We start from the raw sequence: 24,998 nt of genomic DNA on the forward strand, positions 1-24,998 counted from the left end.
GGGCTGGGCGGGCGGTTCGCCGGCGGGGGCGCTCGCGGGGGCGGGGCCGGGGCTGCTGGGGTCCTGCATGTCGCTGACGGCCGGGCCGCCGCAGGCGGCGGTGGCGGTGAGCAGGGCGGCGGCCATCCAGGTCCGGCCGCGGCGGGGCCGTCGGCGCGGGGCGGTGGCGTGGTGGCCGGCGGTGACGTGGTGGCCGGCGGTGACGTGGTGGCTGGCAGTGGCGTCGTGGCCGGCGGGGTGCGGTGCGGGTGGGTCGCGGTGGGCGAGCAGGGCCAGTGCGGTGGTGAGCGCGGCGAGCAGCAGTAGCACCCGGGTGGCGGTGAACTGCCCCGCCAGGTGGAGGGTTTCGGTGGTGAGGGCGGTGAGCGCGGCGCTGGTCGCGACGGCCAGGACCACCGCCGACCAGTGTTCGCCGCGGCGCAGGGCGGGGCGGGCGAGCCGGACGGTGGCGGCGCCGGGGCAGGTCAGCAGGAAGGCGGTGACGGCGGCGGCCCGCAGCACCCCGGCGGGCGGGGCGGCGGGCAGGACGGTGGCGGCGAGCGCGAGCCAGCCGGAGGCGGCCAGCAGCAGCGGGGCGTGGCGCGCGCCCTGCCGCCGGAGGGCCCGGACGGCCTCGGCGCTGCCGGTGGTGCGGTTCATGGCGTGCCTCCTCCGGTGCCGCTGCCGGGGGCGGTGGGCGGCAGGTACTGGTAGACGACCGCGTCGGGGCTGCTGAGGACCGGCCGCAGGGTGGGCAGGTGGGCGGCGGTGTACTGGATCTCGTCGACCGCGGCGGCGGGCAGCAGTCCGGTGAGGCGGCAGGCGGCGAGTTGGGCGCGGGTGAGGACGAGGTAGGAGGGTTCACCGGCGGGCTGTCCGGCGGCGAGGGCGGTGGTGAGGGCGGTTTCGGGGTCGGTGGCGAGGAGTCTGCGGTCGGCGGGGTCGGCGTTGGCTAGGACGGTCCACCGGTGCTGGTCGTAGTGGAGTTCGCCGCCGGGTTCGTCGGAGGTGAGGGAGACGATCCGGGAGCCGGGCGGGGTCTGCGTGGTGGCGTAGCGGACGGCGGCGGCTTCCTGCGGGGTGAAGTGGTTGACGGCTTCCTTGCTGTAGTAGCCGAACAGCAGTCCGCCGAGCAGGGCGGTCAGGACGGTGGCGGTGGCGGCGGTCCGGACGGGTGGGGGGTGCGGGGTGCCGGGGGCGAGCAGCGCGGCGGTCAGGAAGGCGGTGGCGGGCAGCGCGAACAGGTAGGCGCGGAACAGCATTTCGCCGTCGTAGCGGTTGGCGAGCAGCAGGACGAGGGGGGCGAGCAGCAGCAGCGGCAGGGTGGTGCGGCGGACCCAGCGGCGGCGCAGCACGGCGGCGAGGGCGAGCAGCAGGACGGTGGCGGTGGTGGCCCGGTCGATCCAGGAGGCGAGGACCTGTCCGGGTGCGGCGGAGCCGAGTTGGGCGAGTCCGGCGACGGCGTTGCGGTCGGGGGCGGCGAGGGCGGTGAGCAGCCCGTGCAGGTTGGCGGCGACGAACGGGCGGGCGACGGTGGCGTCCCAGGCGGCGGTGAGGACGAGGGCGGCGGCGAGGACGGGCAGGACGGTGCGGCGGTTGCGGCGGGGCAGGGCGAGGACGGCGAGCGAGCTGACCAGCATGACGGGGGTGAGCTGGTGGGAGGAGGCGATCGCGGCGATCAGCACGACCAGCAGCGCGTACGACCCGGGCCGCCAGCCGAGGCCTCCGACGTCCCTTCCTCTGAGCGTGAGTTGACGCATCGTCAGGGCGATCACGGTGACGTACAGCAGGTAGGCGAAGGCCTGCGGGGAGAAGTAGTCCTGGCCGACCCAGGAGGTGGCGTAGTACAGCCAGACGGCGCACCAGACGAGGCGGCGGTCGCGGGTGAGGCTGCGGAAGAGCAGCAGGAGCGGGCCGAGCAGCAGCAGGTTGGCGATCAGCGGGTACCAGGAGGCGTAGCCGAGGGCGGAGTGCAGGCCGGTGGCGCGCAGCAGGAGGGCGTTGAAGGCGAAGAAGCCGGGCCACTGGTTGTAGACGTCGAGCTTCCCGGCGTCGGGGACGGTGCCGCCGTGGCGGAGCATGGCGTCGACGACGGCGACGTGCTTCCAGGCCCAGGAGTAGCGCAGGGTGGGGTAGAGCAGGCTGGGGGTGGCGTGCACGAAGGTGATCAACGCCACTGCGTACCAGGCGAGTCGGCGCTGCGGGAGCCAGGGGGTGCGCAGGGCGGTGAGGAATCCGGCGGTGAGGACGGCGAGCGCGGCGTAGTAGGCGGGCGGGAGGGCTTGGAGCAGGCCGAGGTCGCCGATCCGGTCGAGGCGGGTGGTGCGCAGGGCGAGCAGCCAGAGCAGGACGGCGAGGGGCAGCGCGAGGCGGACCGTCCAGACCTGCCGGGGGGCGGCCCACCGGGCGGCGGCGCGGGTGGCGGGGTGCAGCGGGCTGGCGCCGACGGGGGGGTCGGTGGCGGGGCCGGTCCTGGCTGGTGCGGTCACGGCGTTCTCCTGGCTTGCGGAGGGCCTGCGTGCGGTCTGCGTACGGTCTGCGGGCGTTCGGGGGTGTCACTGGCGGGGGGTCACTGGCGGGGGGGCACTGGCGGGGGGGCCCGGGGGTGGGCCCAGCCCTGAAAGGGGGGGGCGGGGGTGGTGCGCATGACCATGAGGCGGCAGATCCGCAGCGGGTCGTCGACGGTGGAGCTGAGGGCGTTGCCGACGGCGGCCGCGGAGGTCCAGCCGGCCCGGGCGACGGCGTGGCGGACGGCGGGGCTGTGGTAGCCGTGGGGGTAGGCGAAGGCGGTGGCGGGGTGGCCGAGGGCGTCCTCCAACTCGTGTTTGCTGTCGACGACTTCCTGGCGGAGCCGGTCGGGCCGGGCGGTGTCGAGCGGGAGGTGGGTGCGGGAGTGGCCGCCGATCTCCAGGCCGAGGGCGTCGAGGGTGGCGACCTGCCGCCAGTTGAGCATGGGAGTGGGGGGCAGCAGACTGCCGCCGGGCAGGGCGCCGGGGGCGTGGACGGCGCCGGTGGTGAGGTAGACGGTGGCGGGCAGGCCGCGGTCGGAGAGGATCGGGGCGACCGTCCAGTAGAAGTCGGCGTAGCCGTCGTCGAAGGTGAGGACGGCGCAGCGGGCGGGCAGCGGGGGTCCGCCGTGCAGGGCGGCGACCAGGCGGGCGAGCGGGACGACGGAGAGTCCGGCGTCCTGGATGCGGTCGAGGTGGGCGCGGAAGGTGTGCGGCGGGACGGTGTAGGGGGCGAGCCAGTTCGGCGGGTCGTCGGACACCGAGTGGTAGAGCAGGACGGGGGCGGTGGTCATGGCGTTCCCCTGACCGGGTGGTGCGTCAACTGTGCTGCTCTTTCGGCGAGGTAGCCCCCGGTGGTGAGCAGGACGCCGGCGGTGAGGGCGGTGGCGGTGCCGAGGCGGCCGTGCAGCAGGGCGCGGCGCAGGGCGGCGGGGACGGTGCGGCGCAGGTAGGCGCGTTCGCTGGCGAGGGCGGGGCCGGGGCCGGTGCGGCGGGCGACCATGGCCTTGGAGCGTCCTTCGGCGAGGCAGCGGGCGGCGAAGTACCGGGCGGTGGCGCGCTGTCGGGGGACGTGGTGGCGGACGGCGGCGGACGGGTCGTAGTGCATCCGGGCGCCGGGGTGGCGGGCGGCCAGGCGCAGGCAGAGTTCGGTCTCCTCGCAGCCGAGGGGGCGGCGGCCGACGCGTCCGAGGTCGGTGCGGAATCCGCCCGCGGCGCGGGCGGCGTCGGTGCGGAAGGACATGTTGGCGCCGATCAGGTTGCGCACCCGGGCGGGGCGGCGGGGCATGCCGCTGTGGCTGCAGCCGACGACCCAGTCGAAGGCGGGCGGGAACCAGCGGGGGCGGCCGTGCTGCCAGTGCGGGGCGACGAGTCCGCCCGCGCCGAGCACGCCCGCGTCGCGGTAGGCGGCGAGCAGGGTGGCACTCCAGCCGGGGCGGGCGGCGGCGTCGTCGTCGAGGAAGGCGGTGACGGTGCCGCGGGCGGCGGCGAGGGCGGTGTTGCGGGCGCCGGACAGGCCGGGCCGCTGCTGGTTGGCGAGCACCGTGACGCCCGCCAACTCGCTCGCCCGCTTCAGGAGTTCGTCGTTGTGGTCGATGACCAGGAGCAGTTCGCCGGGGGGCGGCTGCTGCCGGTGCACGGAGTCGACGGCGGCGCGCAGCAGCGTCCAGCGCTCCAGCGTGTAGGCGCAGATCGCGACGGTGAGGGTGAGGCCGGGTGCGGGGTCGGGCGCGGGTGCGGGGCGGGGGTTCATGTCGGTTCCTCCTCGGGGCGGGGGCGGCCGGGTGCCGGGGCCGGGTGGAGGAGGCGGGGCAGCGCGGCGAGCAACGGCAGGGCGAGGGCGCATTCGGCGATCAGCCAGGCGGCGCCGATGCCGGTGAGTCCGAACGGGGGGAGCAGGACGGCGGTGAGGGCGATGACGACGAGCGCGAAGACGCACCGGATGCCGACCATCCAGGGCAGCGAGCGGCGCACCCGGGCGACCTGGATGGCCACGTTGGGCACGGTGTTGGGGATCGCGGACAGCGCCATCAGGCGCAGCGCGGTGGTGCCGTGCTCGGCGTACTCGGGGCCGAACAGGGCGAGGATCCAGGGTGCGGCGACGGCGATCGGCACGGCGGCGGCGGCCACCAGCAGGGTGGAGTGGCGCAGCAGGCGGTGGGCGTGCTCGGCTAGCCGGGCGGGGTCGCGGGAGCCTTCGACGACCAGCGAGTGCCCCATGCTGAACGCGGCGACGTACAGGGTGGAGGCGATGACGTAGGCCAGCGAGTAGTAGGCGCTGCCGGCGGCGCCGAGCCGGTCCAGGACCATCAGCGGCAGGACGGACGCCGCGGCGAAGGAGAACAGGTTGCCCAGGTAGTCGGCCCCGGCCCAGCGGGCGATCCGCTCGGTCGGGCGCTGCTCCCGCTCGTCGACGGGGGCGGCCTGGTGGGCGGGGATGGCGCTGCGGAACAGCGCGACGTTGGTGAGGACGATGGCCAGGACGAGTGCCGCGGCCCAGGACAGCAGGATGCCGGTGCCGACGGCGAACGCGGCGCACAGCGCGAGCAGGGCGGCCTTGGCGACCGCGAACAGGGTGTTCTCGCCGAGCACCCAGCCGGCCCGGCGGACGCCGGTGAGCGCGCCGTCCTGCAGCACGAAGACGGAGTACCCGGCGGTGGCGGCGACGAACGACACCGCGAGGACGGGTCGGCGCAGCTCGTCGAGGTCGGGGGCGACGACGGGGATCAGCAGCAGGAACGCGACGGCGACGACGGAGCTGGCGGCGATGCTGACCAGGTAGCTGTGCATCACCAGGGCGCGGGTGCGGCGCCCGGCGGTGGGGACGAACCGCACCAGGGCGTCGCCGAGGTTCAGGCTGCCCAGCGTGGACAGGAACATGGTCGCCGACAGTGCGGCGTAGCTGCGGCCGACGTCGGCGGCGCTGTAGGAGCGGGTCGCGAGCATCCAGAACAGCGAGCCGAGCCCGGCTGCCAGCACCGAACTCGCGGCCAGCAGGTGGCCGTTGTGCAGCAGCGGCTCCCGCCGGGACCGGGCGGCCAGGGCCCGGGCCTCGGCCCGCAGCAGCGTCGGGTAGCTGCACTCGCAGGGCAGGCCGACGGGGCAGGCGCAGCGGACGCGTCGCGCGAGGACGGTCATCGGCTCGCCCCGTCCGTCCGACCGGGACCGTCGAACTTCCCGGCGCCGATGGAGAGTTGACGCTCCGGGCCTCGGCCGTCCGCGAACTGCACCCCGGCGTAGCGCCGTTCGGCCCGCCGCCGTTCGGCGAGTCGGCGTTCGGCGGTGCGGTGCTCGGCGATCCGGTGGTCCGCGCGGCGCTGGGCGCGCAGGCTGCGCAGGTAGCCGAGCGGGCCGTACAGCAGGCCGAGCAGTTCGCGGCGGCGCAGCGCCCGCAGCAGCGGGTCGGCGGGGCCGGACGGGTCGGCGGAGGCGCCGGGGGCGCCCCGGTGGGCGGTGCGCCGCAGGCCGCGCGGGATCAGCGGCAACAGGGCGGCCAGCAGCCGGGGTTGGTGGTGGACGGCGGCGGCGAGGTAGGCGCCGAAGCCCGCGCCGAGGCCGAACACCTGCCGGGGCAGGGTGTCGAGTTCGCGCCGGTGCGGGTGCCAGACGATGGCGTCGGGCCGGTAGCTGACGGTGTGCCCGGCGGTCAGGACCTGTAGGAAGGCGAGCAGGTCCTCGCCGCCGCGGGCGGGGGTGCCGGTGCCGGTCGCGGGGTCGAACCCGCCGAGGGCGCGCAGCACTTCGGTGCGGAAGGCCATGTTCGCGCCGGTGCCGAGGCGGCCGGTGGCGAAGGGGTGCAGCGGGTCCCCGGTGGGGGTGCGCAGGGTGTAGTCGCGCGGGGCGAAGCCCTTGCCGTAGCCGCTGTAGCGCTCCAGCAGGAGCTGGGCGCGGGTGTCGAGTTCGGCGGGCAGGACGAGTCCGGTGACGCAGGCGGTGCGCGGGGCGCCCCGGAAGCCCGCGGCCAGGGCGGGCAGCCACTGCGGGTCGAGGACCAGGTCGTCGTCGGCGAACGCGCAGATCGTGCCGCGGGCGGCGGCCAGTCCGCGGTTGCGGGCTCGGGCCAGGCCGGGCACCGGCTCGTGCAGGTAGCGCACCCGGCGGCCGTAGCGCTGCGACAGCAGGCGCCGGACGGCGCCGTCGGCGGGGGCGTTGTCGACGACGATGGCGTCCAGGTAGGGGTAGTGGGTGCGCAGCAGCGAGTCGAGGCAGCGGATGAGCAGGTCGGGCCGGTTGCGGGTGCACACCACGACGCTGACGGCGGGCTCCTCGCCGTGGTCGTCGTCCGCCTGGGCGTGAGCGTCCGGCCTGCCCGCCAGCGGGTCGAAGCGGCGGTGCGCGGCGGCGTGCAGGGCGGCGCAGAGCTGTTCGGGGTGGCCGTCCGGGGCGTGGGCGGTGACGGTGCCCAGCGGGCGCCCGGCGGAGCGGACCAGGGCGAGGGCCTGCCGCCCGGTGGGGCGGTACCGCTCGCCGTAGCCGGGGCGGCGCAGTTCGCCGGGGCGGGCGAGGTCGAGTTCGGCGACCTGCACCGGCGGCTCGCCCGGCAGGGCCGCGGGGGCGGGGACGGGTGCGGGGACGGGCCCGGGCACGGGGGCGGGGACGGGTCCGGGGACGGGTCCGGGGGCGGCGTTGCGGGTGTTCATGGCCGGCCTCCGCCGGGGGTGTGCCGCTGCTGCCAGCGGGCTTGGAGGTAGCGGGAGGGACCCAGGACGAGGCCGCCGCGCTCCATCCGGCGCAGGGCCCGCAGGCGGCGGCGCTCCAGCGGGGTGTCGGCGGCGGGCGGGCGGTGGCCGCGGTGCCAGCCGCGGAGCCCGGCGGGCAGGCGCAGCAGCAGGTCGGCGAGCAGTGCGGGGCGGCGGCGGAGGGCGGCGGCGAGGTAGGCGCCGAAGCCGGTGCCGAGGCCGCGGACCTGGACGGTGAGGGCCTGCAGGGTGCGCCGGTGGCGGTGCCAGACGACGGCGTCGGGCCGGTAGGCGACGGTGTGTCCGGCGGTCAGGACGAGGTGGAAGGCGAGCAGGTCCTCGCCGCCGCGGGCCGGGGTGCCGGTGCCGGTGGCGGGGTCGAACCCGCCGAGGGCGCGCAGCACTCCGGTGCGGAAGGCCATGTTCGCGCCGATGCCGCAGCGGCCGGTGGAGTACCGGTCGAGCGGGCCCGCGTCGGGGGCGTCGAGGTTCCAGTCGCGGGCCGTCCAGCCGCGTTCCGTTCCGGCGTAGCGTTCGAACAACTGCTGCGCGGGGGTGTCGAGTTCGGCGGGGACGACGAGTCCGGTGACGCAGCCGGCGCGCCGGTCGGCGGCGAACGCGGCGGCCAGGGCGACCAGCCAGCCGGGGTCGGCGAGGGCGTCGTCGTCGGTGAACGCGCAGATCGCGCCGCGGGCGGAGGCCAGCCCGCGGTTGCGGGCCCGGGACAGGCCGGGGGCGGGCTCGCACAGGTAGCGGACCCGGCCAGGGTAGCGCTCCTCGACCAGCTGCTCGGTGGCGGGGCCGGTGGGGGCGTTGTCGACCAGCAGCACCTCCACCGGCGGGACGGCGGGGAGCCCGGCGGCCGCGGCACCCCCGGCGGACCGGACGGGCCCGCCCGCTCCGACCGGCACGCCGAAGTCGGCGAGGGCGGCGACAGCGACGAGGGCGTCGACGGCGCGCAGCACGGAGTCCAGGCAGTCGGCGAGCAGTTCGGTGCGGTCGCGGGTGCAGACCACGACGGTCATCCCACCGGCGGGGAGCGCGACCCGGCCGCCGGGCACCGGTGCTTCGAACTCCTTCTCCGGGACGTCGAGTTCGCGATGAGCGGCGGCGACCAGCGCCCGGGCGAGCGCGGCTGGCCGACCGCTCGTCCCGGTGGCGTGCACCATGCCGAGCGGGTGTCCGTGCAGCCGCACCAACGCCGACACGCGTCCGTCGGGGGCGGCGGGGCCGCGGCCGCCGGGCGAGCGCACCTCGCCCGGTTCGGCCAGGTCGAGTTCGACCACGGTGACGGGGGTGTGCGGCGAGGCCGGTGCGGCGGGCGGCGGGCAGGCCGCGGGGCGGCGCCGGTCGCGGCCGTTCACCGTCCCTCCCCCGCGCCGGGGCGTTCGGCGAGCAGGGTGCGCAGCACTCTGCGGCCGTCGGAGACGGCGTGCAGGTGGGAGCGTCCGCTGCGGCGGGGAAGTTCCAGGCTGGGGACTTCGGCGATCCGCAGTCCCGAGCGCAGTGCGTGCGCGATCATCTCGGCCTCGATCTCGAAGCCGGTGGCGCGCAGGTCGAGTTCGGCGAGGAAGTCGCGGCGGAACGCGCAGTAGCCGTAGCACAGGTCGGTCAGCAGGCCGCCGTAGAGGCGGTTGACGACCAGCAGCAGCGCCTTGTTGCCGAGCGCGCGCAGCGGCGTGAGGTCGAGCGAGCCGCCGCCGGCCATCCGGCGGGAGCCCTTGACGAAGTCGTAGCCGTGGTCGAGGAAGTGCAGGAAGTGCGGGATCTCGCCGGGCCACATCGAGCCGTCGGCGTCGATCATCACGATGTACTCGCCGGTGGCGGCGGCGAATCCGGCGCGCAGCGCGTTGCCCTTGCCGGGCGCGCCCTGGTCGACGTCGCGGACGGTGGGGCGGCAGGCGCGGGCCATCGTGACGGTGGCGTCCCGGGAGGAGCCGTCGACCAGGATGACCTCGTCCACGCAGCTGGGGATCTGTTCGAAGACCCAGGGGATGTTGCGGGCCTCGTCCCGGGCGGGGACGACCAGGCTGACGGTGTGCCGGGTGCGGTAGTCGCCGGCCCGCCGGGCGGGGCCGCGGACGAGCGGGCGGACGGGCGGGCGGTCGCCGGCCCGGCGCATCGGGGCCCGGTCGGCGATCCGGTCGGCGGCGCGCCGCCGGGGCCGGGCCCCGGGGGGCCCGGGGGTTCCGGGTGAACTGCCGGACGGGGTGGCGGGGTTGGCTGAGGGTTGCCCGGTGGGCAGGGTGGTGCTCATCGCAGTGCCTCTTAGCGGCGTGCCTCTCGCGGGGCGGAGGCGTAAACGGGCAGGTCGCTGCCCGTGCGGAAGGTGGGGCGCGGCGGTCCAGGACGTCGCCGGGCGGATGCGGCGGTCGGAGACGTCACCGCGGTTCCAGTGCTCCCCCGGGTCCATCGCCCTCCCCGGTGCCCGGTCTCCCTGCCGGTCCCCCTCGGGACGGTCGGCGCCGCAGAAGGGCGATCGCCGTCCAGGGCGCGTGGTGCGCCGCGCGGCCCGCTCGGCGCGCTGGGGGGCGGTGCCCCCGTACCGGCGGTGCCAGGCCCTCATCGTGCGCCCGCGGCGGAGCGGCTGTCAACACCCTTCGTGCCGCTCTGTCCGTTTTTGCCCTACTCCGCGGACGCCGCCTGCCGCCCCACCTCCAGCGCTCCTCCGCCCCGCCTCCGCCCCGCCTCCGGCGCTCCTCCGACGCTCGGACTGCCGCGGGGCGCGCCGCCCCGTCGTACCGCGTCCGAAACTGCCAATGCCGACACCGCCGGCTCCGGAACCGCCGGTGCCGGGGCCGGTGGGCCGCCGGCGCCGGACGCGGGCCGTCGGCTGACGGCACGTCAGGTCGGGAGTGTCTTTCCGCTGGTCAGGACCGCCCTCGCCGCACAGAAAGGTTTCAGCTCTCGTAGCCGAACTCGGGGTCGGGCGCGGCTTCCAGGTCGGCCTCGGCGATCCGCCGGGCGATCTCGGCGGGGCGCGCGGGGCGGCCGAAGTGCCAGCCCTGGGCGAGGTCGCAGCCCATCAGGCGCAGGCGCTCGGCGTCGGCGCGGCTCTCCACGCCCTCCGCGGTGACGGAGAGCCCGAGGGTGTGGGCGAGCGAGACCAGTCCGCTGACGATCCGCCAGCCGAGGTGGGTGTCCTTGGCGGGGTCGTGCAGGTCGCCGACGAAGGAACCGGCGATCTTGAGGTTGGAGACCGGCAGGTCGCGCAGGTAGGCGAGGTTGGACCAGCCGGTGCCGAAGTCGTCGACGGAGAGCGAGACACCCATGTCGACCAGCGCGTGCAGGGCCTTGAGCGCCTCGTCCTCGGGACCGACCACGGTGGACTCGGTGATCTCCAGTTGCAGCATGGACGGGTCGAGCCCGGTGCTGCGCAGGGTGCGTTCGACGTCGCCGACCAGTCCGGCGTTGCGGGCCTGCCGCACGGCGAGGTTGACGCTGAGCTTGGGCGCCCGGTCGCCGAAGCGGGCGACCCAGTCGGCGGCCTGCTCGCAGGCCTGCTCCAGCACCCAGCGGCCGAGCGGCATGATCAGCCCGGTCTCCTCGGCGACGCCGACGAACTCCTCCGGGCCGAGCACCCCGAGCTGCGGGTGCCGCCAGCGCACCAGCGCCTCGACGCCGGTCATCGCGCCGGAGGCGAGGTCGACCATCGGCTGGTAGTCGATGAAGAACTCGCCGCGGTCCAGCGCGGCGGGCATCCGCACCGACACCGCGTAGCGGCTGACGGCGCGCGCGTTCTCCTTGGGGTCGAAGAGCGTCCAGCGGCCGCGCCCGGCCTCCTTGGCGCGGTACAGGGTGAGGTCGGCGGCCCGGACGGCGGCGCCGGGCGTGGTGGTGGCGATGCGCCGCTCCAGCACGCCGACGCTGGCGCCGACGGCGAGCCGGTGGTCGCCGATCACGACGGGCTTGGTGAGTGCGGCGAGGACGGTCTTGGCGGCGGCGACGGCCTCCTGCTCGCCGCGGCAGTTCTCCAGCAGCACCACGAACTCGTCGCCGCCGAGCCGGGCCACCATGTGGCCGAGCGGGCTGAGGGCGTTCTCCAGGCGGCGGGCCACCACGGTCAGCAGTTGGTCGCCCATGTCGTGGCCGAGGCTGTCGTTGACGACCTTGAAGCCGTCCAGGTCGACGTAGCACAGGCCGAAGCGGACGTCCGGCTCCGGTTCCTCGAAGAGCTTCTCCAGCCGTTCGAAGAACGCGGCCCGGTTGGGCAGGCCGGTCAGCGGGTCGTGGGTGGCCTGGTGGCGCAGCCGCTCCTGCAGGCGGTAGCGGTCGGTGACGTCCTCCAGCATGGCGACCTGGTAGAGCGGGGCGCCGTCGTCGTCGCGGATCAGCGAGACGGTCAGGTGCGTCCACACCACTTCGCCGTCGCGGCGGTAGTACGGCTTGTCGAACTGGAAGTACTCGCGCTTGCCGCTGATCAGCTCCTCGTACGCCTCCCAGACGCCGGGGGTGTCGTCGGGGTGGACCAGGTCGTTGACGCGGACGCCGGTCATGTCCTCGGGGCCGCCGCCGAAGATCTCGCCGAGGGCCCGGTTGACGGCCAGGATGTTGCCGTCGGTGTCGCCGAGGCCGATGCCGATCGCCGCGGACTCGAACAGGGCGCGGAAGCGGGCCTCGGAGACCCGCAGGGCCTTCTCGACCTCCTGCCGGGCGGTGTCGGCGGCGAGCCGGATCGCCTCCTGCTCGCGCAGCGTGCGCTCGCGCAGGGCGGCGGCCCAGCCGGCCGCGAAGGCGCCGCTGAGCGCCGGGCCGCGCTCGTCGGGGACGGCCTGACGCTGGATCAACTGGACGGCGTCGGCGAGCAGTTGCGGGTCGGTGAACTGGTTGTCGATGAGCAGCGCACCGGCCTGTCCGGCCAGTTCGGGGCGGAACGGGTGCTCACGGGCGGCGCGGTGGAGCAGGTCGGCGGTGCGGGCGGTCAGCGGGTTGAGCACGCCGGGGCGGACGGCGGCGCCGTGTCCGGTGCGCAGCATGGCGGTCCAGGCGGCGCGGAACCCGGCGGTCGCGGCTTCGACGGTCTCCGCCGCCTCCGCCGCTTCGTCCGCCGCCTCGTCCGCCGCCGTACCGGGCGCGCTGCCGGGCGGGCCGTCGTTGCCCGGCGGGCCGCTCAGGCCTGCTGACTCGTTCACGACAGGCGCCCGACCCCGGCCATGCCGGTCATCCGTTCGGGGTGCGGGCCGACCGACTCCGCGTCGTCGGGGCGCCACTCGGGCAGGTAGACGACGCCGGGCTCGACCAGGTCGTAGCCCTCGAAGAAGGCGGTGATCTGTTCGCGGCTGCGCATGGTGAGCGGGGTCGGGGTGGAGCGGTACAGGCTCTGGTGGGAGCCGGCCTGGTCGGGGCGGCCCTCGAGGGAGGCGTGCGAGAGGATCAGGATGCTGCCGCTGGGGAGGGCCTCGCGGAGCTTGGCGAGGATCTTGGCGGGGTCGTCGGCGTCGGTGACGAAGTGCAGGACGGCGTTGAGGATGACCGCGACGGGCTCGCCGGGGGCGAGCAGCTCCTCGACCTCGGGGCGGGCGAGCAGGTCGTCGGTGTTGCGCAGGTCGGCGTCGACGACCTGGCTGAGCGGGTCGTCGGCCAGGATGAGGCGGCTGTGGGCGACCGCGACGGGGTCCATGTCGATGTAGACGACGCGCGCACCGGGCTGGTACTCGCGGGCCACCTCGTGGACGGCGCCGAAGGTGGGGATGCCGGAGCCGATGTCCAGGAAGCGGCTGATGCCCTCCTCGGCGGCGAACTGGGTGGCTCGGCGCAGGAAGGCCCGGTTGGCCCGCATGATCTTGGGGAGGTCCGGCCAGAGTTCGATCGCCTTGCGTGCCATCTGGCGGTCGACCTCGAAGTTGTGCGAACCGCCGAGGTAGTAGTCGTAGACCCGGGCAGCGTTCGGCTTGTCGAGGTCGGTCCCTGCGGGAACCCAGTTCGGACGCGCCATGACGGCACTCCCTCCGACGTGGCATTCGAAAATGGCAATAGGACATAAAGATCTTCCTACATTTACAAGACGCATCGCAAGCCGCAGCGTCCGAACGGCGGCGTGGCGCGCCCCGCCTGGCGTCCGCCCGGGAACGGCGCAGAATCTCCCTCATGGGCGGACGCATCGAGGACTACGCGCTCCTCTCCGATCTGCAGACCGCCGCCCTGGTCGGCCGGGACGGGGCGGTCGACTGGCTCTGCCTGCCCCGCTTCGACTCCCCCAGCTGCTTCGCCGCCCTGCTCGGCAGCCCCGAACACGGCGCCTGGCGGATCGCCCCGGCCGGGGCGGGCGACTGCACGGGGCGCCGCTACCTCGGCGACACCCTGGTGCTGGAGTCGCACTGGCGCACCCCGGACGGCGAGGTCAAGGTGGTCGACCTGATGCCGCACCGCGACCGCGCCCCGCGGCTGGTGCGGATCGTCGAGGGCGTCAGCGGCGCCGTCCCGGTCCGCGGCGAGCTGCGGCTGCGCTTCCACCACGGCCGGGTCGACCCGTGGGTGCGCCGCACCGAGCACCACCGGGTCGCCGTCGCCGGGCCGGACGCCGCCTGGCTGCGCGTCCCGCCGGGCGTGCACACCTACGGGGCGGACGGCACCACCGTCTCCGAGTTCACCGCCCGGCCCGGGGAGCGCGTCCCGTTCGTGCTGACCTGGCAGCCCTCGCACCTGTCCACCGCCCCGCGCACCGACCCCGAGGCGCTGCTCGCCGCGACGCTGGACGGCTGGCGCGAGTGGGCCGGGCAGCTGCGCTACCGCGGCGAGTGGCGGGAGGCGGTGCTGCGCTCGCTGCTGACCCTGAAGGCGCTGGCGTACGAGCCGACCGGCGGGATCGTCGCGGCGCCGACCAGCTCGCTGCCGGAGGTGCCGGGCGGGGAGCGCAACTGGGACTACCGGTTCTGCTGGCTGCGCGACTCGGCGATGACGCTGTCGGCGCTGCTGCGCGGCGGCTTCCGGCAGGAGGCCGCGGCCTGGCGCAAGTGGCTGCTGCGCGCGGTGGCGGGCGACCCGTCCGACGTGCAGGCGGTGTACGGGGTGGCCGGGGAGCGCGGCCTGCCGGAGACCGAGGCCGACTGGCTGCCCGGGCACCTCGGCTCGACGCCCGTCCGGTTCGGCAACGCGGCCGTCGGGCAGCTCCAACTCGACGTCTACGGCGAGGTGGTGGACACCCTCGACCTGGCGCTGCGGGCGGGCATCCCGATGGAGCGGCAGGTGTGGAGCCTGCTGCGCACGCTGCTCGGCTCGCTGGCCGCGCGCTGGCGCGAGCCCGACGAGGGCCTGTGGGAAGTGCGGTGCGGGCGGCGGCAGTTCACCCACTCGAAGGTGATGGCCTGGGTGGCCGCCGACCGGGCGGTGCGGATGGCGGAGGCCACCGGCCTGCCCGCCCCGCTGGAGCAGTGGCGGGCACTGCGCGAAGCGGTGCACGCCGAGGTGTGCGAACGGGCCGTCGACCCGCTCCGCGGCGTGTTCGTCCGCTCCTACGGGTCAACGGAGTTGGACGCGGCGACGCTGTTCGTCGCCACCACCGGCTTCCTGCCGCCGGACGACCGGCGGGTGGTGCGCACGGTGGAGGCCGTCCAGGAGGGCCTGGACCACGGCGGGCTGGTGCGCCGCTACGGGCAGGGGGCGGCGGACGGCCTGTCCGGCTCCGAAGGGGCTTTCCTGGCCTGCTCGTTCTGGCTGGCGGACGCACTGGCACTGCTCGGCCGAAGCGACGAGGCCGCCGAACTCTTCGTCCGGACGGCCTCGTTGGCCAACGACCTCGGCCTGCTCAGCGAGCAGTGGGACCCGGTGGGCCGCCGCCAGCTGGGCAACACCCCGCAGGCGTTCACCCATGTCGCTCTGGTCAACACCGCTTTCCGGCTGGGTGGTTGACGGCCCGGGCGGAAAACGGCAACCGCCCGCATGCAGACTCTGCATGCGGGCGGCGCCTCTGTTGGGTGGTGCGTTGCGGCTTGCCCCGCGTCAGTCGGGTGGGGCCGCTACCTGCTGCGTGCTACCGGCTGCCTGGTGTCAGCTGGTGGCGGTGCAGGTCAGGGTCGGGACGGCGTTGCTGCCGGAGTAGCTGCCACCGAAGCCGAAGCTGGTGGAGCCGTTGGCGGCGACGGCGCCGTTGTAGCCCGCGTTGTTGACGGTCACGGACTGGCCGGACTGGCTCACGGTGCCGTTCCACAGGTTGGTGACCTGCTGGTTGCCCGCGTAGGTCCAGGTGACCTTCCAGGACTTGATCGCGGTGTTGCCCGCGGTCACGGTGACGTCGGCGTTGAAGCCGGCGCCCCAGTCGCTGCTGACCTTGTAGGTGGCGGTGCAGCCGGCGCCGCCGGTGCCGGTGCCGGCCTGGGTGGTGGCGGTGACGGCCGCGGCGGCGGAGAGGTTGCCGGCCGCGTCCTTGGCCTTGACCGTGTACGAGTACGCGGTGGAGGCGCTCAGGCCCGAGTCGGTGTACGAGGTGCTGGTGGTGGACCCGATCAGGGTGCCGCCGCGGTACACGTTGTAACCGGTCACGCCGACGTTGTCGGTGGAGGCGCCCCAGGTCAGCGAAGCGCTGCTGGAGGTGGTGGTGGCCGCCAGGTTGGTCGGGGCGGTCGGGGCGGTGGTGTCGGTGGTGCCACCGGCGGAGGTGGTGACGCTGAGCGCCGCGGAGGCCGCGGAGACGTTGCCGGCCGCGTCCTTCGCCTTGACCGTGTACGAGTACGCGGTGGAGGCGGTCAGGCCCGTGTCGGTGTACGAGGTGTTGTTGGTGGACCCGACCAGGGTGCCGCCGCGGTACACGTTGTAACCGGTCACGCCGACGTTGTCGGTGGAGGCGGTCCAGGACAGCGAGACGCTGCTGGAGGTGGCGGTCGCCGCGAGGCCCGTCGGGGCGGTCGGGGCGGTGGTGTCACCGGTGCTGGTGCCGAGCGCCGGGTAGGCGTTCTTCAGCAGCTCCTGGAACTGGGACGAGAACCAGTGGCCCGCGAGCGGGGCGTTGGCCAGGGCGCCCGACATGTTGTTGTTGTTGCGCGCGTTGCCGGTGTACGTCGGGTCGCACATGGCGTCGAAGCCCTTGCCCTCGTCGTTGGCGACGGCCTGGCTCGCGCCGTCCGACTCACCCGGGGGCTTGACCCACACGTACGCGGCGATGCCGTCCTCGGGGGCGGCCTTCGGGCGCTCGCCGAGGCCCGCGCCGGACTGGTTGCACCAGTTGCCGGTCTGGAAGCGGCGGTCGATGCGGCCGCCGTCGACGTACGCGTCCACGGTGGTCTTCGGGCCCGGGCCGGCCGGACGGTTCGCGCCGCCCCAGCCGTTGCGGGAGGTGTCGATGATCATGCCGATGTTCGAGTTGAACCCGGAGGCGACGGCCTTGGCGCGCCACGCCTTCGCGAAGGACGCCTCGTCGACGTACTGGTTCCAGTCCACCCACTTTGACTGGCGGACGGAGGTGCCGTTCACCGAGTCGGTGACGGTGAAGTTGGGCTCGTGCAGCGCGCCGTAGTTGGCGGTGTTGACGACGAAGCCCTGGACGTTGCTGAGGGTCGAGCCGGAGGACTGGGCCGCCTGCTTGATGACGTCGATGGCCGGCTGCAGGTTGGAGTCCCAGCCGAGCCAGCCGTGGTGGCCCGCGTCCACGTAGTTGTAGACGTTCGGGATCGCACCGAGCTTGGCCAGCGCGTAACCGACGCCCTTGACGTAGTTGCCGTTGGCCTTCATGGTTTCGCAGTTGGCCGTCGAGGTGGCGGTGCCGCCCGCGTTGGTCGTCAGGTTCGGCAGCGAGTCGAGCTCGACCGTGGTGACGATCCGCAGGTTCGCGTAGGCCGGGTCGGCCAGGATCGCGGCGATCGGGTCGATGAACTCGCTCTGGTAGCGCGGCAGGTCGGTGGGGCCGAGCTCGCCGTTCGAGGCCAGGGCGGCGCAGTCGCGGCCCGGCAGGTCGTAGATGACGACCTGGAACACGTACGGCTTGCCCGCGGCCTGCTGCACCGCGGCGTTCAGGTGGTCGCGCAGGCCCATGCCGCCGTTGACGCCGTTGATGGCGGCGATGCGGTCCAGCCAGACGAAGGTGGGCTGGTTGGCAATGGCCGAACCGCCCGGCTCGGCGGCCGCGTTGGCGGACCACTCGGGGTTCACGTAGACCCCGGCGCCGACGAAGGGGTTGTCCACGCGGGTCGCCGCGTGGGCGGCGGAGGCCGACAGGGCAAGGGGAACAACGGTCGCGGCGCTGAGCACCACGGCCGCAGCCGCCGTACGGAGGCGACGCGTCAGATTTGCCGACACGGTAAGGGAGTCCTTTCGGGTGGGGGACGGACTCGATGAAAACGCCCCTAACTAATGGGAGCGCTCCCATACTTGGCCCGGGCTGAGGCGAACTCAGCTCGGGGACAACCGATATGAAGCCATGACCTCGCACTCCCGTCAAGAACTTCGACAGAACCCGTGGGAGCGCTCCCGCTCACCGGGAATGGACGCCGTCCGCCGGGGGCCGGCCGCCCGACTCCGCCCCCCGCCGGTCGTGCAGCGCCCGCACCACGCCCGCCCCTGCGCCTGCCTCCGTGCCCGGGTGGGGCCCATGGGGCCATGGGGGCCCCATGGGGCCGCGAGGCGGGCGCGAGGCGCTACGGGGCCCGTGGCGCCGCCGGGGGGGCGTAGGCCCCGTCCGATCCCGCCCCCGCCGCCCCTCCGGCCGCCCGTACGGTCCTCCCCCGCCCGCCCACCTGCGGGTTCGCCCAGCACCCGAGCCTCCTCTGACACCGTCCGGACACCGCCCCGGACACCGCCCGAACGCCGTCCGAACGCTGTCGGGACGGAACGGGCGAACCGCCCCGCGCCGGGGCCGTTCCGCTCCGAAACTTTCACGACCCGCCGCATCCCGGGGGCGAAATGCGGCCCGGACGGGGTGTCCGCGCGTCACGCACCGGACGCGGACGGGGCCCCCGTGGCAGGCTGTCCCCGACCCGGAGGAGGAGCCCGTGCCCGCCCGACCCACGTTCGACGACGACCAGCGCCGCGCCCGACTCGCCCGCCGCCACCTGCTCGCCCCCGGCACCGGGGCCGACCGGGCCGAGCAGGTGGTGGACGGCCTGGTCGCCGTGCACGCCACCGACCCCGCCACGGTGTTCCTCGCCGTCGCCGCCCGGCTCGCCGTACCGGGCACCGCCGACACCGAGCGCGCCCTGTACGCGGACGGCACCGTGCTGCGCCGCCACGGCATGCGCAAGACCCTCTTCGTCGTCCCCGCCGACCTCGCCCCGGCTCTGTACGCCTCCACCACCGCGAAGGGCGCCGCCGCCGAGCGCGCCCGCCTGCTCAAGGACTTCGCCGCCTCCGGCCGCGACGCCGCCTGGACCGCGGCCGCGGAGCGCGCCGTGCTCGACGCCCTCGCCACCGCCTCCGCCGCATCGCCGGAAGGCCTGACGGGGAGTCAACTCAGCGAAGCCGTACCGCAGTTGCGCGAGACCATCGACTACGGGGTCGGCACCTCCTACCAGGCCTCCCAGCCCGTCGGCATGCGGCTGCTGCGGCTGCTCGGCATGGAGGGCGCGATGGTCCGCCGCCGCCCGGTGGGCAGTTGGACCAGCAGCCGGCACCGCTGGGCTCCCGGCCCGCCCGTGCCCGCCGCCCCGAAGCCCGCCGAACGGGCGGCCGCCCAGGCCGGGTTGGCCGCCCGCTGGCTCGCCTCCTACGGCCCCGCCACCGAGGACGACCTGGTCTGGTGGACCGGCTGGGGCGTCCGCGAGGTGCGCACCGCACTGGCTGCGTGCGCGGCCGCCGAGGTCGAACTCGCCGACGGCAGCACCGGCTTCGTCCTGCCCGACGACCTCGCCCCGGAGCCCGCCCCGTCCCCCTGGGCCGCCCTGCTGCCCGCCCTCGACCCCACCGCCATGGGCTGGAAGCACCGCGACTGGTACCTCTCCCCCGAGCACCGCCCCGCACTGGTCGACCGCTCCGGCAACCTCGGCCCGACCGTCTGGTGGAACGGCCGCGTCATCGGCGGCTGGGCCCAGCGCCCCGACGGCGAGGTGGCCTTCGAACTCCTCACCGACCCCGGCCCCGAGGCCCGCCGCGCCGTCACCGCCGAGGCCGCCGCCCTCCGCACCCTCCTCGCCGACACCCGCGTCACCCCGCGCTTCCGCACCCCGCTGGAGCGCCGCCTGACCGCTTGACCCCGCTTGACCGCCTGACCGCCACGCTGCCCGCGGCGTCCCAGGGCGTGTCCCAGGGCGTGTCCCAGGGGCGGCCTGGCCTGGGGTGGTGATGACCACCTCGTCGATCCTCGGCCAGTTCGACCTCTGCGCGGACCGGGGGGAGTTCCCCGACCTGGACAACGGCTACTACTACCCGGTCGCCGAGCGCCTCCACCTGTTCGGCGACCGCACCCGCTGGGCCCTGGTCGCCGAACTGCTGGGCTACACCCCGCACGGCAACAGCCTCGTCGACGTGGTACACCGCTTCGGCAACTGCCTGACGCACGGCGAGCCCGGGCTCGGCGACCTCCTGGACCGGGTCGACAACCTGGCGGAGCTCGACCCCGACGGCACCGGGGCCTACCCGGGCGGCGCCCCCGTGGTCGTCCGCGGCACCGCCCTGGCCGTCCCCGCCGGGCCCGGCACCCCCTGGCAGGACGTCTTCCGGCAGCTCGCCCCGACGCACCGCCCGCTCCTGCTCGCCGACCCGGCGGAACTGCGCACCGGCCTCCCCGCCGACCTGCCGCTGCTCCTGCGACTCGACGAGTGGAACCAGCCGGAGGACCTCGGGGGCGTCGCGCCCGGCGAGCACGAGACGTTCCGGCTGATCGCCGAGGTGCTGGACTCCGGGGACCCGTCCCGCTACCGGCCCACGCTCGCACCGAACACCCACTGGTCCCACTGGCCGGAGGCCGGGACGCTGTAGGCCGCCCGGCCTCGGGGCTACTGCGTCGCCCCGGTCGTCCCGGCGGGGCCTTCGGCCGGGGTGGTGGGGGTCGGGACGAGGGTGAGCTGCATCAGGAGGGTGTCGATCCAGCGGCCGTGCTTGTGGCCGACGGCGGCGAGGCGACCGGCCTCGGTGAAGCCGAAGCGGCGGTGCAGGGCGACGGAGGCGTCGTTGCCGGGGCTGGCGATGACGGCGACGAGCTGGCGCAGCTCGGTGCGGGCGCAGGCGTCGACCAGGGCGCGGAGCAGGGCGGTGCCGTGGCCGCGGCCGAGGTGGTGCGGGGAGAGGTAGACGGAGTTCTCGGCGGTGTGGCGGTAGGCGGGCTTGGGGCGCCAGGGCCCGGCGTAGGCGTAGCCGACGACCTGGCCGGAGACCTCGGCGACCAGGAAGGGCAGGCCGCGGTCGGTGAGGTCGGCCAGGCGCTGGTGCCAGTGCTCGACGGGGGGCGGGGTCTCTTCGAAGGTGCTGACGGTGTGGCGGACGTAGTGGGTGTAGATCCCGGCCACGGCCGCCAGGTCGGCGGGGGCGGCCGGGCGGATCAGGCGGATCGGGCGGCGGTCGTCGGCGGTCACGGGGCGAGTGTAGGGGTGGTGGTGCGTCCCTCGCCGAGCCGGGGTGGTGTGCGGCCCTCGCCGGACCTGGGGCGGTGACCTGGGCTGATGGCCGGGCCAATCGGGTGAAGCGGGGCGGGCGGGTGCTCCGGCGGCGGTTAGGATCACCGAGTCTGACGGTCCGTCAGATCTCTTCGGGGGTGCGGTGCCCGTCGCAGGCGCCGGCGCGCCGCCGGGCTGCGCCCTTCCCCCTGCGGGCGCATCCCTCTCCGAGCGGTGCTCCTCCCCCTCCAGAAACGTTTCGCCTACGCATCACCCTTCTACCGCGAGGATCTCCCCAGCATGAGCACGACCACCCTCGCGGCCGCGCCCGCGGCCGCCACCGATGCGGAACTGCTCCGGGCCGCGGCCGACCACGCCCGCCGCCACGACACCGCCTCCCTGTTGGGCGCCCTGCTGCCGGGTCTGGACGGCGTCGAGCTGCGCGCGCTGACCGACCGCTGCCGTTTCGCGCACACCGCGCTGCTGGTCTTCCCGCCGGACGCCGGCGCGCTGCACGCGCTGCTCGCCGGGGCCGGGCTGGCGGCGCGGGAGGCGGCGCGGCCGAGCACGGTGGTGCGGGAGCGGCTGGCGGCCCGGCACGGCCGGGACGCGGCCGGGCTGGAGGTCGGCATCCTGCGGCCCGCCGTGACGGGCCCGGACGGGGAGGCCCGGGTGGTCGAGGTGTTCGCGCTGGCCGTGCCGCCGGGTTCGGAGCTGGCCGAACTCGCCGCGCACGAACGGGCGTTGCAGCACGAGGTGCACCTCGGCTTCGAGGTGGTGCACCCCGATCCGCTGGTGCTGCGCGGCCTGTGCGCGCTGCTGGACCGGCACGGCGCGCGGCCGGACGGCGGCGGCTACAACCCGCACGAGGACGGGACGGTGCTGTACTTCACGGTGCCCGCCGGTGCGAAGGCGGGCTATCCGCGGATCGAGCTCTACGCGCCGGGCGACCACCGGGAGTTGCTGGTCGAGCACCTGGCCCGGCACCGCGCCGGGCAGCCCGCCGAGGTGCTGCTGCGGCAGCTGACCGGCGCGTGGACGACGCAGGCGCTGGGCGCCTTCGCCGAGTTGGGCGTGCCGGAGGCGATGGACGCGCACGAGCCGCGCAGCGCCGAGCAGTTGGCGGCGTCGGTGGGCGCGGACGCGGAGACCCTGCGGTCGCTGCTGCGCTACCTGGCCATGCTGGGCACGGTGGTGCAGGACGGCGGGGGCTTCCGGCTGGCCCCGGCCGGGGAGCTGCTGCGGGCGGAGGCGGCGGGTTCGCTGCGGCCGCTGTCCCTGCTGTACGCGGGGCCTTTCTACCGCTCCTTCGGCGAGTTGGCGGGGACGGTGCGGACCGGGCAGGTGGCCTTCGACCGGCTGTTCGGCGAGAACCACTTCGACCACTTCGCCCGCGATCCCCGCCTGGCGGAGCTGTTCGACCGCTCGATGGCGGCCAGCCGCCTGATGTTCGACCCGCTGCCCGGCCACCCGGTGGTCCGGGCCGCGGCCGCCGCCTCCGCCGCGGGTGCGCCCCGCACGGTGGTCGATCTCGCGGGCGGCACCGGCGAGCTGCTGGCCCGCCTGCTGACCGCGCACCCCGCCCTGCGCGGCGTCCTGCTGGAGCGCCCCCAGGTCGCGGCCGCGGCACGGTCGTTCCTGGACGCCACGGACTGCGGCGGCCGGGTGGAGTGCCGGGCGGGCGAGTTCGCGGACGTGCCGCCGGGCGGGGACGTGTACCTGCTGTCGCGGGTGCTGCACGACTGGGACGACGACCGCTGCCGGGAGATCCTGCGCCACCTCGCCGCCGCGATGCCGCCGCACGCGGACCTGCTGGTGGTCGAACGCCTGCTGCCGGACGACGACTCCCCTTCCCTGGCCACCGCCTGGGACCTGCACATGCGCTGCAACGTGGGCGGCCGCGAACGCACCGCCGGTCACTACGCGCGCCTGTTCGCGGACGCCGGGCTGGAGTTGGTCGGGCACGAGCCGCTGCCGCTGGACGCCCGCGTCCTGCACGTGCGCAAGTCGGCCCTCCGACGTGCGAGTTGACATCCGGTCGAGTGCCTCGCCGAGCACCTCGCCGAGCACCTCGCGGAGCGCCTCACAGGGCGTCGAGCGCGGCGGGCGGCCGGGCGCCCGCCGCGGCGGAGCCGTGCAGCAGGGCGGCGAGGTCGTGGTGTCCTGCGGGTTCGGCGGTCGGGTCGGCGGCGGTGATCCGGTCGAGCCGGAAGCCGCGTCCGGCCCGGCGGGTGCGGCACCAGGCGATCAGGTACCAGTGGCCGCCCGCGGTGAGCAGCCCGGCCGGTTCGACCAGCCGTTCGCTCTCCCGTCCGGCGGCGTCGGCGTAGCGCAGGCGCAGCACGGTGCGCTCGACGAGGGCGCGTTCGACGGCGGTGCGGGCGGCGGGCCCCGTCCCGGCGGGGCCCGTCCCGGGTGCGGGGAGGGCGACGATCCGGCGGGCGAGGTCGCGGGCGGTGGTGGCGGCGGGTTCGGGCAGGACGGCGGCGAGCTTCTGGGCGGCGGTGCGGGCCGCGGCGGCGTACGGGGTGCCGTGGCCGGTGGCGGCGAGGGCGACGGTGAGGGCGGCGGCCTCCTGTGCGGTGAACCGGACGGGCGGGAGGGTGGTGCGGGGGTCGATGGACCAGCCGCCGCCCCGTCCGGTGGTGGCGCGGACGGGGAGGCCGGCGGCCATCAGGGCCTGGAGGTCGCGCTGGACGGTGCGGGTGGCGACCTCGAACCTGGCGGCGAGGCGGGCGACGGTCAGCGGCCGGGTGCGGCGGCGCGCAACTCCTCGACCAGGGCGTACAGGCGGGCCGTTCGGTTCACCCGCGGGACCTTACCGGCCCGCGGCGGCGAGGAACCCGCTCTCGCGGTGGCGTTCGCGGGCGGTGACGGTGAGCGGATAGAGCGTGAAGCCGTGCATGGCGCCCGCGACGACGTCGAGGCGGGCCGTGCCCCCGGCGTCCTGCCAGCGCCGGGCGAGCAGGACGGAGTCGTCCAGCAGCGGGTCCTCGGTGCCGACCACGAGGCGGGCGGGTGGCAGGCCGGCGAGGTCGGCGTACAGCGGGGAGAGCGCGGGGTCGCGGCGCTCCTCGGGGCCGGTGCCGGGGCTGTACATGGCGTAACTTCCTTGCAGGCTGCGGGTGTTGCTGAGCAGGGGGCGGTCGCCGAAGTCGCGCTGGCTGGGGGTCATGGCGAGGTCGTAGGGGCCGAAGGCGAGGTGGGCGGCGCGGTAGGCGTGGACGGGGCCGCGGCCGTCGCGCAGGCGCAGCAGGGTGAGGACGGCGAGGTGGGCCCCGGCGGATTCGCCGCCGATCAGCAGGCGGCGGGTGCCGAACTCGGCCTCGGCGTGCTCGGCGAGCCAGCGGGCGGCGGCTTCGCAGTCCTCGGGCCCGGCGGGGTGGGGGTGTTCGGGGGCGAGGCGGTAGTCGACGCTGACGACGGCGAGGCGGGCCCGGCGGGCGAGTTCCCAGAGCCGTTCGTCCTGCCCGTCGGCGGAGCCGAAGGCCCAGCCGCCGCCGTGCAGGTGGAGCAGGACGCCCTCGGGCGCGCCGGGGTTCAGGACACGGACCCGTACGCCGCCCGGGAGTCGGCGGTCGCGGGCCTGCGGGAGGCGGCGGGGCGGGGTGTCGCCGCCGAGGCGGTTGCGGCGCAGCAGGGCGAGGACGGCCGGGTCGAGCGGGGCCCGGCGGGCGGGGCGGCTGCTCGCGGCCCGTTCGAAGGCCCGGTTGAAGGCGAGCGTCTCGTCCAGGCAGTCGAGGTCGCGGAGGTGCTCGCGCAGGGGGTGCGCGGCGAAACGCTGCGCGGCGGAGGGGCGCTCGGCGGAGGAGTGCTCGGCGGCGGAGGGAGCGGCGGAGGGGCGTGCGGCGAGGGGGTCGCGGCCGGTGGTGGTCATGGCCCCGAGGGTGGCGGAGTGCGGCGACAGCCCCGTGTCACCCTTTCCCCGTGACCCGGGTCACACCGCTCAGGCGGCGGCCCGGAGGGCGGCGCGGGCGCGGGGGGAGGGCAGCTCGACCAGGCGGGTGCCCGTGGCGCGGATGCGGTCGGCGGTGGCGCGGGCGGTGTCCGGGCAGAGGGCGAAGACCCAGGCGCCGGGGATCAGGACGGTGTCGACCCAGCCCGCGGCGATGTCGGCGAGCAGGTGTTCCAGCCGGGGGCCGCGCTCGGTGGAGCGGGTGCCGTTGTCCAGGTAGAGGATCGGGCGGGGCAGCCCGGAGCGGTCGGCCAGGTCTTCCAGGGCCCGGCGGTGGGACATCATCTCCCAGCGGTCCTCGGGGTAGCAGCGCAGGTAGCTGGCGGTGCCGTTCTTGGGCATGGGGTCCTCGCAGGGTGGGTCCGGCCTACCGCGGTTCGGCCACGGGTGCGGTCGGTGCGTCCAGTCTGCGCGGCCCTCGACA

General features: G+C 75.5%; 19 protein-coding genes and 1 pseudogene. 4 read left to right on the forward strand and 16 right to left on the reverse strand.

The window, feature by feature from the left end:
- From OO57_RS11085 to OO57_RS11130, 10 genes are all read right to left on the reverse strand, one after another.
- Positions 1 to 639 (reverse strand): hypothetical protein (locus tag OO57_RS11085; protein ID WP_033252203.1); only part of this gene is annotated, 639 nt, incomplete at its 3' end.
- Complete coding sequence (locus OO57_RS11090; protein ID WP_051777203.1) at positions 636 to 2,468, reverse strand: hypothetical protein; 1,833 nt, start codon at positions 2,466 to 2,468, stop codon at positions 636 to 638. The genes OO57_RS11090 and OO57_RS11085, both read right to left, overlap by 4 nt.
- Before the next feature lie 80 nt (positions 2,469 to 2,548).
- Positions 2,549 to 3,280 (reverse strand): polysaccharide deacetylase family protein, encoded by a 732-nt coding sequence (locus OO57_RS11095; RefSeq protein ID WP_051777206.1) that lies wholly within the window; start codon positions 3,278 to 3,280, stop codon positions 2,549 to 2,551.
- Complete coding sequence (locus tag OO57_RS11100) at positions 3,277 to 4,239, reverse strand: glycosyltransferase family 2 protein (protein WP_051777209.1); 963 nt, start codon at positions 4,237 to 4,239, stop codon at positions 3,277 to 3,279. The genes OO57_RS11095 and OO57_RS11100 overlap by 4 nt, the downstream gene beginning before the upstream one ends.
- Positions 4,236 to 5,624, reverse strand: coding sequence for a lipopolysaccharide biosynthesis protein (locus OO57_RS11105; protein WP_033252204.1), 1,389 nt, complete (start codon positions 5,622 to 5,624; stop codon positions 4,236 to 4,238). Before OO57_RS11105 ends, OO57_RS11100 begins: the two co-directional genes overlap by 4 nt.
- A complete protein-coding gene (locus tag OO57_RS11110) occupies positions 5,621 to 7,126 on the reverse strand; it encodes a glycosyltransferase family 2 protein (protein ID WP_051777212.1) in 1,506 nt (501 codons plus the stop codon). Before OO57_RS11110 ends, OO57_RS11105 begins: the two co-directional genes overlap by 4 nt.
- Positions 7,123 to 8,529 (reverse strand): glycosyltransferase family 2 protein, encoded by a 1,407-nt coding sequence (locus OO57_RS38420; RefSeq protein ID WP_051777213.1) that lies wholly within the window; start codon positions 8,527 to 8,529, stop codon positions 7,123 to 7,125. Before OO57_RS38420 ends, OO57_RS11110 begins: the two co-directional genes overlap by 4 nt.
- Positions 8,526 to 9,422, reverse strand: coding sequence for a glycosyltransferase family 2 protein (locus OO57_RS11120; RefSeq protein ID WP_051777216.1), 897 nt, complete (start codon positions 9,420 to 9,422; stop codon positions 8,526 to 8,528). The genes OO57_RS38420 and OO57_RS11120 overlap by 4 nt, the downstream gene beginning before the upstream one ends.
- 643 nt (positions 9,423 to 10,065) lie before the next feature.
- On the reverse strand, positions 10,066 to 12,297 hold the full coding sequence (locus OO57_RS11125) for a putative bifunctional diguanylate cyclase/phosphodiesterase (RefSeq protein ID WP_234337306.1): 2,232 nt from the start codon (positions 12,295 to 12,297) through the stop codon (positions 10,066 to 10,068).
- Positions 12,294 to 13,100 carry an SAM-dependent methyltransferase gene (locus tag OO57_RS11130; RefSeq protein ID WP_033252205.1) on the reverse strand — a complete coding sequence of 269 codons (807 nt, stop codon included), beginning with the start codon at positions 13,098 to 13,100 and terminating at the stop codon, positions 12,294 to 12,296. The genes OO57_RS11125 and OO57_RS11130 overlap by 4 nt, the downstream gene beginning before the upstream one ends.
- A 116-nt stretch (positions 13,101 to 13,216) precedes the next feature.
- Between OO57_RS11130 and OO57_RS11135 the strand changes: the two genes are divergently transcribed.
- Positions 13,217 to 15,013, forward strand: coding sequence for a glycoside hydrolase family 15 protein (locus tag OO57_RS11135; RefSeq protein WP_418909881.1), 1,797 nt, complete (start codon positions 13,217 to 13,219; stop codon positions 15,011 to 15,013).
- A 138-nt stretch (positions 15,014 to 15,151) separates the two neighbouring features.
- Here OO57_RS11135 and OO57_RS11140 read toward each other — a convergent pair whose 3' ends face one another.
- A complete protein-coding gene (locus OO57_RS11140) occupies positions 15,152 to 17,392 on the reverse strand; it encodes a glycoside hydrolase family 6 protein (RefSeq protein WP_081973608.1) in 2,241 nt (746 codons plus the stop codon).
- A gap of 692 nt (positions 17,393 to 18,084) precedes the next feature.
- Between OO57_RS11140 and OO57_RS11145 the strand changes: the two genes are divergently transcribed.
- Both OO57_RS11145 and OO57_RS11150 read left to right on the forward strand, forming a co-directional pair.
- Positions 18,085 to 19,278 (forward strand): winged helix DNA-binding domain-containing protein, encoded by a 1,194-nt coding sequence (locus tag OO57_RS11145; protein WP_033252207.1) that lies wholly within the window; start codon positions 18,085 to 18,087, stop codon positions 19,276 to 19,278.
- 91 nt (positions 19,279 to 19,369) lie between these two features.
- Positions 19,370 to 20,005 (forward strand): DUF7003 family protein, encoded by a 636-nt coding sequence (locus OO57_RS11150; protein WP_033252208.1) that lies wholly within the window; start codon positions 19,370 to 19,372, stop codon positions 20,003 to 20,005.
- 17 nt (positions 20,006 to 20,022) lie between these two features.
- On the opposite strand, the gene OO57_RS11155 is transcribed toward OO57_RS11150, so the two are convergent.
- Positions 20,023 to 20,598 carry a GNAT family N-acetyltransferase gene (locus OO57_RS11155; protein WP_081973609.1) on the reverse strand — a complete coding sequence of 192 codons (576 nt, stop codon included), beginning with the start codon at positions 20,596 to 20,598 and terminating at the stop codon, positions 20,023 to 20,025.
- Between the two features lie 321 nt (positions 20,599 to 20,919).
- Between OO57_RS11155 and OO57_RS11160 the strand changes: the two genes are divergently transcribed.
- Positions 20,920 to 22,650 (forward strand): methyltransferase, encoded by a 1,731-nt coding sequence (locus tag OO57_RS11160; protein WP_033252209.1) that lies wholly within the window; start codon positions 20,920 to 20,922, stop codon positions 22,648 to 22,650.
- A gap of 52 nt (positions 22,651 to 22,702) precedes the next feature.
- Here the strand turns inward: OO57_RS11160 and OO57_RS38425 are convergent, their stop codons facing one another.
- The 4 genes and pseudogenes from OO57_RS38425 to OO57_RS11175 all read right to left on the reverse strand — a co-directional run bounded on the left by OO57_RS38425 (position 22,703) and on the right by OO57_RS11175 (position 24,916).
- A complete protein-coding gene (locus OO57_RS38425) occupies positions 22,703 to 23,293 on the reverse strand; it encodes a helix-turn-helix transcriptional regulator (RefSeq protein WP_234337307.1) in 591 nt (196 codons plus the stop codon).
- Positions 23,294 to 23,308: 15 nt separating this feature from the next.
- Positions 23,309 to 23,365 (reverse strand): annotated as a pseudogene (locus tag OO57_RS47190) (hypothetical protein); the annotation flags it as partial.
- 72 nt (positions 23,366 to 23,437) lie between these two features.
- A complete protein-coding gene (locus tag OO57_RS11170) occupies positions 23,438 to 24,496 on the reverse strand; it encodes an alpha/beta hydrolase (RefSeq protein ID WP_081973610.1) in 1,059 nt (352 codons plus the stop codon).
- 69 nt (positions 24,497 to 24,565) lie between these two features.
- Positions 24,566 to 24,916 (reverse strand): hypothetical protein, encoded by a 351-nt coding sequence (locus OO57_RS11175; protein ID WP_033252210.1) that lies wholly within the window; start codon positions 24,914 to 24,916, stop codon positions 24,566 to 24,568.
- Between the last annotated feature and the right edge of the window lie 82 nt (positions 24,917 to 24,998).

The sequence above is a fragment of the Kitasatospora phosalacinea genome (assembly GCF_000717185.1).
Lineage (GTDB): Bacteria > Actinomycetota > Actinomycetes > Streptomycetales > Streptomycetaceae > Kitasatospora > Kitasatospora phosalacinea_A.

Coding starts and splice junctions, on each gene's coding strand:
- OO57_RS11095 (WP_051777206.1), bottom strand. CDS start 3,280: ATGACCACCGCCCCCGTCCTGCTCTACCACTCGGTGTCCGACGACCCG.
- OO57_RS11100 (WP_051777209.1), bottom strand. CDS start 4,239: ATGAACCCCCGCCCCGCACCCGCGCCCGACCCCGCACCCGGCCTCACC.
- OO57_RS11105 (WP_033252204.1), bottom strand. CDS start 5,624: ATGACCGTCCTCGCGCGACGCGTCCGCTGCGCCTGCCCCGTCGGCCTG.
- OO57_RS11110 (WP_051777212.1), bottom strand. CDS start 7,126: ATGAACACCCGCAACGCCGCCCCCGGACCCGTCCCCGGACCCGTCCCC.
- OO57_RS11120 (WP_051777216.1), bottom strand. CDS start 9,422: ATGAGCACCACCCTGCCCACCGGGCAACCCTCAGCCAACCCCGCCACC.
- OO57_RS11130 (WP_033252205.1), bottom strand. CDS start 13,100: ATGGCGCGTCCGAACTGGGTTCCCGCAGGGACCGACCTCGACAAGCCG.
- OO57_RS11150 (WP_033252208.1), top strand. CDS start 19,370: ATGACCACCTCGTCGATCCTCGGCCAGTTCGACCTCTGCGCGGACCGG.
- OO57_RS11160 (WP_033252209.1), top strand. CDS start 20,920: ATGAGCACGACCACCCTCGCGGCCGCGCCCGCGGCCGCCACCGATGCG.
- OO57_RS38425 (WP_234337307.1), bottom strand. CDS start 23,293: ATGGCCGCCGGCCTCCCCGTCCGCGCCACCACCGGACGGGGCGGCGGC.
- OO57_RS11170 (WP_081973610.1), bottom strand. CDS start 24,496: ATGACCACCACCGGCCGCGACCCCCTCGCCGCACGCCCCTCCGCCGCT.
- OO57_RS11175 (WP_033252210.1), bottom strand. CDS start 24,916: ATGCCCAAGAACGGCACCGCCAGCTACCTGCGCTGCTACCCCGAGGAC.